At 59.4% G+C, this 8,292-nt stretch carries 8 protein-coding genes; all 8 read right to left on the minus strand.

The genetic code is table 11. The annotated features are described in order from the left end of the window. Positions 1–596, minus strand: a 596-nt coding sequence (locus KDL09_RS01615) for a putative porin (protein WP_294380659.1), incomplete at its 3' end; no start/stop codon positions are given. Positions 597–655: 59 nt separating this feature from the next. Next, positions 656–1,363: a TonB C-terminal domain-containing protein gene (locus KDL09_RS01620; protein ID WP_294380661.1), complete on the minus strand. Its 708-nt coding sequence runs from the start codon at positions 1,361–1,363 to the stop codon at positions 656–658. A gap of 14 nt (positions 1,364–1,377) precedes the next feature. Further along, complete coding sequence (locus KDL09_RS01625; protein WP_294380664.1) at positions 1,378–1,779, minus strand: biopolymer transporter ExbD; 402 nt, start codon at positions 1,777–1,779, stop codon at positions 1,378–1,380. A 3-nt stretch (positions 1,780–1,782) separates the two neighbouring features. Beyond that, positions 1,783–3,672: a DUF2341 domain-containing protein gene (locus tag KDL09_RS01630; protein WP_294380666.1), complete on the minus strand. Its 1,890-nt coding sequence runs from the start codon at positions 3,670–3,672 to the stop codon at positions 1,783–1,785. A gap of 30 nt (positions 3,673–3,702) precedes the next feature. Next, on the minus strand, positions 3,703–5,310 hold the full coding sequence (locus tag KDL09_RS01635) for a ShlB/FhaC/HecB family hemolysin secretion/activation protein (protein ID WP_294380668.1): 1,608 nt from the start codon (positions 5,308–5,310) through the stop codon (positions 3,703–3,705). A gap of 209 nt (positions 5,311–5,519) precedes the next feature. Continuing rightward, on the minus strand, positions 5,520–6,032 hold the full coding sequence (locus KDL09_RS01640; protein ID WP_294380670.1) for a hypothetical protein: 513 nt from the start codon (positions 6,030–6,032) through the stop codon (positions 5,520–5,522). Between the two features lie 268 nt (positions 6,033–6,300). Further along, on the minus strand, positions 6,301–7,434 hold the full coding sequence (locus KDL09_RS01645; RefSeq protein ID WP_294380672.1) for a hypothetical protein: 1,134 nt from the start codon (positions 7,432–7,434) through the stop codon (positions 6,301–6,303). A 67-nt stretch (positions 7,435–7,501) separates the two neighbouring features. Then, the coding region (locus KDL09_RS01650) for a PEP-CTERM sorting domain-containing protein (RefSeq protein ID WP_294380673.1) at positions 7,502–8,292 on the minus strand (791 nt) is incomplete at its 5' end.

Raw genomic sequence — 8,292 nt, forward strand, 5'->3', positions numbered from 1 at the left:
TGATAGCGGCCGCGCAGGTCGCCAAAGATCTTGATGCGCTGGGTCCATTCCGGAGCGGAGTTCGGAGCAGCCCATTGCTGGGCGCGTGCCTGCGCGAAGACTTCGGTGCGCAGCTGATCGCGGATCTGCGCTTTGACGGATTCCGGAATGTAGGTGACCCGGACCTCGTCGGGGTCCGGTTCCACGGGTGGCATGGCGCTTTGAGCGACGACTGCGGCCTGGGTTTCTGCCAGAGCCTGGGCCTGGGCCTTGGCAAACGCAGCATCTTCTTCCGCCCCTTTGATCAAATCAGCCGCCTCGGCCTGGGTGAGGACGCCCTTTTGCACGAGCCGATTGATGAGGTTCAGCGTCACGTTTTGGGACGGAGTTGCCAGAATGGGCTTGGGCGCGGCAGCATTCGGATCCGGCAGCACGGGCACCGCAGCAGCAGGATCAGTCGAGATGGGCGCGGGACCGTCAGCAGTAGCGACAGCGCTTGTTGGCGGATTCTCCGCAGGAGCGGGCGCAATATTTTCAGCCAGCAGCGGGGCGGGCAGATCCGGTTCCTGGGCGCGCATCAGCGATGGCTGAAAGGCGGAGAGAAGGGAGGCGGTCAAACAGGCGTACGTTCGTCGCCAGACTTGTTGTTGAGTAAGCATGGAGCAGGGGAGTGGCTTCAATTCGCTTTGCGTGCGGTGAGTCTGAGGTTGATGGGCATCGGCATGTCATCCGGTGGTGGTTCCGTGAGGACGAGGCCGTTGAAGATTTCGTTTTCGATGGCGGCATCGACCTTGCTGTCGCCAGTGCTGCCGGAGAGTCTCACGCGGGTGATGCGACCCGTGGCGTCCGACCAGATTTTGATGATGTTGGAGAAACCCGCATGCTTGGTGAGAGGATGCTGGCGCAGCGCATCCGCGAGACGGTTCTGCACCTGACCTGCATACCAGCCCCAACGGCTGCCGCCCTTGCTGCCGCCGCCGCCAATCATGCCGCGACTGCCCCCTCCTCCGCCGAGACCAAGGCCGTTGCCATCACCGCCGCCGATGGCGGTGCCGAGCGGTTCATCAGCAGGTTTGTCCGCAGGCTTGTCGTCAGGTTTTTCGTCTTCAGGCGTCACTTCTTCCTGTGCGATCATCTCTTCCTCTTTCTCGGGAGGCGGAGGCTCCTCCTGCTTGGGTGGTGGCGGAGGAGGTGGTGGCGGTGGCGGGATGACCGGCATCACCATGACCATGTCGAGTTTCTTTCTGGGAGCGGTCTTGGAGGGTTTGTAGTTGGCTGCGAAGTAGCCCCCGCCGGCCAGCAGCAGACCGCCGATGATGATCACGACGAGGTTGCGCTTAAAAAAGCCCGGCTCGTCTTCGTCTTCGATGTCAGTGGATCTCATGACGTGAGGATGGGTTACTTCTTCGCCTGCGTGGCGAGACCGACCTGGGTGATGCCGACGCGGCCGACGGCGGTGAGCACATCCATGATGGTCTGATACTGGGTGGAACTGTCGCCGCGGATGACGACGGGGACGTCGGGCATGGAGGCCTTGATGGCCTCGAGCTTGGTGGAGAGCTCGTCGATCGTCACCGCCGTGGCGTTGAGCTTGATGTTGCCCTGATTGTCCACCGTGATGGCCTGCATCTTCGGACCTTCGATCGGCTTCGAGGTGGAAGGGCCGCCACGCGGGAGGTTCACCTTCACGCCCTGCACGCCGGCGGTCGTCATGATGATGAAGATCAGCAGCAGCACCAGGTAGAGGTCCACCATGGGCGTGACGTTGATGTCGTCGTAGCTCTTGTTGTCGGCCTGCATGGTTTACTCCTTGTAGTGTTCCGCCATCTTCGCGATGAACTCGTCGATAAAGGTCTCCATGTTGGCGACCACGTCCTTGATGCGTGAGCTGAGGTAGCTGTAGATGAACAGCGCTGGAATGGCGACGGCGAGGCCGGCCACGGTGGCGAGCAGAGCGCCTGCAATGCCGGGAGCGATCGAGTTCACCTCAACCTCGCCCGACTTGGCGATGACGGCGAAGGTGATCATGACCCCTATGACAGTACCGAGCAGGCCGAGGTAAGGACCGCCTGCGATGCCGATGGTGAGAAAGACCAGCTTGCCGTTGAGCTTCTGCACCTCACGCACCATGCCACCATGAAGTGCGGCTTTGATGGCCTGAATCGAACGGCCCGAGAGGCCGCCCACGACCTTCTTTTCTACTTTCGATTCGTCAGGGGTGAAGCTGACTTTGCGAATGGCCTTCATACGATGGCTGATTTCCTCCGCACCGAGGTGGTAGAGCTGATACAGCGGCGACTGGCGCATCAGCTTGTGTATCTTGGTGCTCACGTTTCCGCCGATGGTCTTCACGCTCTCCTCGTCCTCGGTGTCGATGGCGGTGAGATCGGACGAGATCTTCTCCCATCGCTTCATGAACTCCTTGGATGCTTTCTCAATGGTGTTGAGGTACATGATCTTTCCGACGGCAATGCCCCAGCCAACCACCGCAAGCAGGGCACAAAGGAAGATGACGACCCAGCCGTCGAAGGTCAGGTCTTTGGAGATTCCGGAGATGAGCGAAAGATGCTTCGTGATCTCACTCTCTTCTTCATGATCGGAGGCTTCGTCCGCGCCGACTGCGAGCAGCCGGGATGCATCCGCTGTCGTGCCCTGGTTCACAGCTGCAAAGTGAATGAAGCCGGCAGGGCGTGCAGTTTTGGCAATCTGCAGTTCGTCCAGTTCCCCGGTGTAACCGGCAAACGATCCCGCGGCGGGTGACGTGTCTTTGTCGATCTCCACCGGAGTCTTGAGCGAAGGCATCGCTGCACTCACTGCACCGTAGGATTTGCCATCAAGATAGACGGTGATGGTGCCGGCATCCGCGACGGCGGCGATGTGGTGCCAGCCACCGGCGGCGATGGGAGCGCCTGGGCTGGAGCGTTTTTTGTTCACTTCGACGAACGGCACACCTGCATCGAGGCCGAGCGTGAAGACATTTGCTCCGTCGCGACGGCTGAGGATCACTTCGTTCGCCTGCAACGCGCTTGGTTTCACCCAGACGGAAACCGTCAGAGGTGCGCCGGGTGCCCATTCAGGAAGAGGGGGGGCGGGAGCGGTGATGGCCGACTGGCCGAACACTCGCAGTCCGTTTCCGATGAGCGAACCCGCTGCTGGTGCCGGCGCACCTTCTGCATTTGCTCCGGTCGGCGACGAATCGGTGCCTGCCTTTGAGGCGTCTGCAAAATGATAAACGAGAACAGTGCTGTCATCGTAGGTCTCCTTGGCCGGGGATGCGGCCACGGCTTCGGTCGTGTTGCCATAGTAGAGCCAGATGCTCGTGGCGGATGCAGGTTTGAGGTCCGGCACCTGAACCCACACATAGGCTTCGTTGAGCAGAGAGTCCCACTTTTCGACATGATGTTTGAGCTCTGTCTTGTGGTTGTCGGCGAGGAAGCGCAGATCGCTGCCGTCTTCTTTAGCGGACATGAAGCTGAAGACCCCTTCATGCAGGCGCACCAGCACCGCTGTGGTCCCGATGGGTTCGGCGATGGAAAGCCCTTTGCCCGACGTGTCGATGTCGATCTTTTTGCGAATCGTCCAGGACGGATTCCACCAGTTCTTCTCTTCGGCATGCAGGTCGGAGAGAGCTGTGAGGTGGGAGCCCAGGGTAATGAGCAGGAGTGTCAGGAGTCGTGGTTTGAGGAGGCGCATTGGCGGGTTTTTCGGAAGTTGAGGAAAGGGTTAGAAGTCCATGCCGAGGCGGAAGAACAGGTACACATCGTGGGCGATGGCATTGGCCTGTGTGACCAGGGGGACGGCCACATCGAACGATCCGGTGAGGTGGTTCAGATAGCGGACGCGCGTGCCGAACCCGATGCTTGCGAGGTCGCTGGAGCGCATCTGTCCTGGCAGGGGACTGTTCACGTAGAGTTTGCCGCCCTCGAGGAAGCCGTACACGCGCCATTCGTTTTCCTTGTCCTTCGCGCTGCCGATGAACGACGGACTGCGGAACTCCAGCGTGCCGAACATTCCCGAATCTCCGAGCTGTGTGGCGATCAGATAGCCGCGAACCGTGTTCAGACCGCCGCCGGCGATCTGCTCAGTGTTGATGAGCGGTTGCGCCGAAGCCTGGCCGTGGATGCGCGTGTAGGTTTGAAATCCGCCCGGCAGATCCTGCGTGTGGGAGAGATCACCACGGAAGTAGAAGAAGTTGTCCTGTGCACCAAAGCGGCGTGCTGCGAACTCGCTTTGCGAACCGCCCATGCCGCTGAAGTGAAACACAAGTGCTGCGTTGAATTCGGTGAACGAACTGTCTCTCACTTTGCTGGCCGAATAGGACGCCGTGAACGGATAGTAAGTGATGGGAGCAGAAACCGTGGCGCCGGCTGCATTCACGTCCTGAACGAAGTCCTTGTAGTCCATGCCGAAGCTCAGCGAGTGGAAGAATCCGCGCTCGGCGGGCAGCGTCTTCATGAAACGCAGGCCGTAGATCTTGCCCTTGCCGACGACGGTGCTGCCTCCCAAAGCGGCGATGTTGCTGTCCTGCCAGGCTCCTGTGAGCATGATGTTCAGGCCCTCGATGCTCTCGACAGGCATCATGTAGAATGCTGAATAGACGGAACTGTCCGAGATCTTCTCCGGGGCCACCTGGAAACTGGCGCCGATGGAGTGGCCCATCTGCCAGAGGTTGCTGTAGCTGAGCGATCCGCTGAGGCGAAGAGGCACCGTGTTTGCATTGTGCTGGTTGTTCAGCTCCCAGCTTCCGTGCAGAGGGAGCTTGTCCTCCACATTCAAATCGATGTCCACCGTGCCAGGCACCACGCCTGCTTTCAGTTCAGGAGTGATCTTTCGGTCGCGCCAGCGGTTGAGCGCGATGATGTCCTTGGTGATTTCATTGAAATTGGGAACCGTTCCCTCTGCCATGGAAGGCGCATGCTCCTTGATCTTGCTGGGCAGGAAATAACGCGAACCCTTCACCCGAAGCCGGCCCACCGGCGTCTCGACGACATTGAAGTAGATGACGCCACGCGCGCCTGTCTGCTGGGGAAGCTCGACATAGACCGTCTGGTAGCCCTTTGCCTTATAGATCTTCTCCAGTCCCTGACGTGCTGCTTCGATGTCATTTTCCGAACGACCGGGACCCATGAAGGAATACACGGCCTCCTCGATCTCCACCGGTTTCAGGATGTGATTTCCGCGCACACGATACTCGCGGATGTAGAGATTGCCGAGTTGTGACAGGGCTGTTGGATTCGACGAAGCAGCGCTCGTGGAGGCTGAGACAGGATCGACGGCCGATGCCTCCCGCTCAGCCACGCAGGTAAACACCATCAGTGAGAGGACACGCACGAGCGTTTGTCTCGAAAGTGGTCTGCGCAGAGAGAAAAAGTGAGGAGTCCGGAAGGGCATGAGCCGATGTTGAGCATCCCCTTTTTCGTTTGCTGGCGTGCTGTCTCAAGCATGCCAAGGTTACACTTGCGTCACGCAAAAATGAACCTGCCTAGCGCGACACTTCTATTGTGTCGTTTTCGTTGAATTGAAGCGTGCCAGTCCTGTTCTCAGGGGGCGTTCTTCGTCATGAATGCGGCGATCGTGTAGGCGTTGAAAGCCTCCCAGCCAATCTTGGCGCGCAGTTGTTCATCCGCTATCTGGGCCGCGGTGAGCCAGCGCTTTCCATAAGCGGGGTTGGCGGGATCTTGATTGGTGCCGCCAATGTCCTTCACAAACTGTTCCTGCAACTGCTGAACCACTGCCTGTTGTTGGGGTGAAAATCCAATCGTCTGAAAGTCCACGGCCTTCATGATCAGCGGCCAGTTGGGCGCGAGGGTCAACGGGTGGCGTGGGGGCTTGGAGACGATCGCTGCCTTAGAGATTCTGGAAGAGTCCTGGCCTGATTCGGAAGGGAAGTCTTTTGCATTCGCATTGAAGACAGGCTCGTTTTTCACGAGGGTCTGCTCTCTGATGGGGGTTAGCGGAACTTCCGATCGGGAAAATGATGCACTCGTCCGGTTCGTGGTGGCCACAGTCTTCGAGGACTTGAAAGTGTTCTGCGCATGGAACGAACCGGTCACGGGCAAAGCCGCGTGGAGATGAGGAGGAGGGGCGCCAAGGTGGAAGCCCGCCCAGGCCATTACGATGGCAACCACAGCTCCGGCGATGAAGATCTTGTGAGGAGATGGAAGCGAAAGAATAGGCATGTGCTTGAAGGTGGAGTGGGGAGATGAAGAGTCTGACAGCACTCGCTCAATGGACGATTTATACAGAAGAAGGGTGGTGAGGCCGAAACCTCACCACCCAACGGAGCTTTAGCAAAGCCAACAACTTGAGCCTGGTGTCGGATTAGGGAAGAGGACCTTCGAGAACCGTGGCGCCATCACCGTCGCGATGCACCTGCATGAGGGCGGGATTGAGGCCGGCGGCGCCTGGAGCGCTCGCGAGGGTGGCCGCCATGCTGTTGAAGAAGTTTTTGCGTGCGAGGTCGTCTCCGGTCGTGGCCGTGGAAACGCGGCTCGGGGTGAAAAGATGCTCATAACCCCAGAAGGTGTAGTTGCCGTTGTAAACATTCGCTGCCGAGTAGGTGGCTCCGCAGTAGGTCAGTTCCACATTGTTCACATTCTTGTCGGCGACGCCGACATAGCCGACGCAGACCGAACCGTCGCTGGAGGCTTTGGCAAGGTCGGTGGCCATGGTGCTGCCGCTGGTGTAGCCACTCGTGGCGCTCTGGGAGACGAGATCGGCGGCGGACCAGGTGGATGTACCCACGGTGACCGTATACTGTGCAGGAGCAGTGAAGATCCCATAGCCGGTCTCAGCCATGGTGGTGGCACGCGTGCCGGAGCCGATGTCACGGCCAACTCCGAATACGTAGGTTGCGTTGTCGGCTGGGTTGCCCGTGAGGATGGAGAGAGGAGCGCCGCCTGGTCCGTAAACCGTGCGGAAGATCTGAGGCGTCATGTTCGTGACACCGACCGTTCCATTGTTGGCGATGAACACGAAGGGAACCACGGCCACGATTTTGTCAGTGAGCGCGCCGGTTTCCGAAGTGGAACTCTGGAACACATCCGACATGCCGCCGTCAGGAATCATGGTGTCCGTCGCAAAGGTGTTCTCATTGGAGTTTACCAGCGCGGTGCCAGGGGCGGTCGCGGTGGACTGGGTCGTGGGCAGAGCAGCGATGGAGTTCTGCGAGCCGGTGTCAACAACGCCTTCCACTGAGCCGGACCAGCTGCAGCGGATGGTGTAATCATCGGCGCCGATGGTGCCTTTAAAGATGACAAACTTGGCTTTGTTAAGACCATTGGATGCCTTGTCCGTGTAGGCGTAGGTGGGGCTCGTCAGGTTGGCGAGAATCGCCGAATGAGTGGAGGAACGGAAGGCGGTGGAGCCCGTGAGGTTGACCACGTAGCTGGCCGCGGAAGCGGAGGAGGTTAGAAGCGCGGACAAAGCGGCGATCTTCAGAAGGGAAGTATTCATGGTGATTTAAGTGAGAGAAATCGAGAAGAGGTGATGTGAGCTAGAATGGGAAATGTATGTCTTGAGATCAGGCCTTGCGGCGGCGGCGGCGCATCAGCAGGCCGCTGAGGCCGAGGCCGAGCAGGACGAAGCGGGACGGTTCGGGAACCGCGGAGGCGACATCCGAGTTGAACGAAACGACACCACCGCTGCTGATGGTGAAAGCCCCCTGATACTGCGACACGCCGTTTGCGACCGAATCCGTGGCGCCGGTGTTGTTGGCCAGGATACGATAAAGGTCGAAGGTGCCGTTCGGGTTGACTTCCGTGGAAGCGGTGAGACCACCGAAATAGTTGGCGGCGGTAGGAGGAATGAGATCCGTGTAGTCGTTGGTTACAGACGTCGAGATCAAGGTCCCGGCACTGTTGTTGCCTGTTGCGGTGCCTGCGGCGTAAACACCCCCAAAGGTGGACCCGATCGTTCCAGCCATGGTCCTGACCGTGGCAGCGGCGAGGTTGCTGAACGGAGTGTCGAGCGCACTTCCCGTTCCCGATTTGGAAACGTAGATGGACTTGGACTGATTGGGAGGCGTCGTGCTTGTGCCGTCACCCGGAATCAGGACAGCACCATTGACACCAGAACCGGCGACGATGGAAGCGAAGATCGTGTTGTCCGAATACCAGCCGGCTCCAAAGGTCGCTGCCATGTCAGCGGCAAGGCCCGTGATGCCGATGTCGGCGACGGTACCGGTTTGGTCACGGAAACCGGCGGCGGAGCCGAGGTTGACCATGTAAGTGGTGCTGTTTCCGGTCTGCCGGAACGCGAGGAGCAGGTCCCCTTCGGTGTAAGTCATGGCTGCCTGCGCCTGGGACGAGGCAA

This window comes from Prosthecobacter sp., assembly GCF_020439865.1.
Taxonomy (GTDB): Bacteria; Verrucomicrobiota; Verrucomicrobiia; order Verrucomicrobiales; family Verrucomicrobiaceae; genus Prosthecobacter.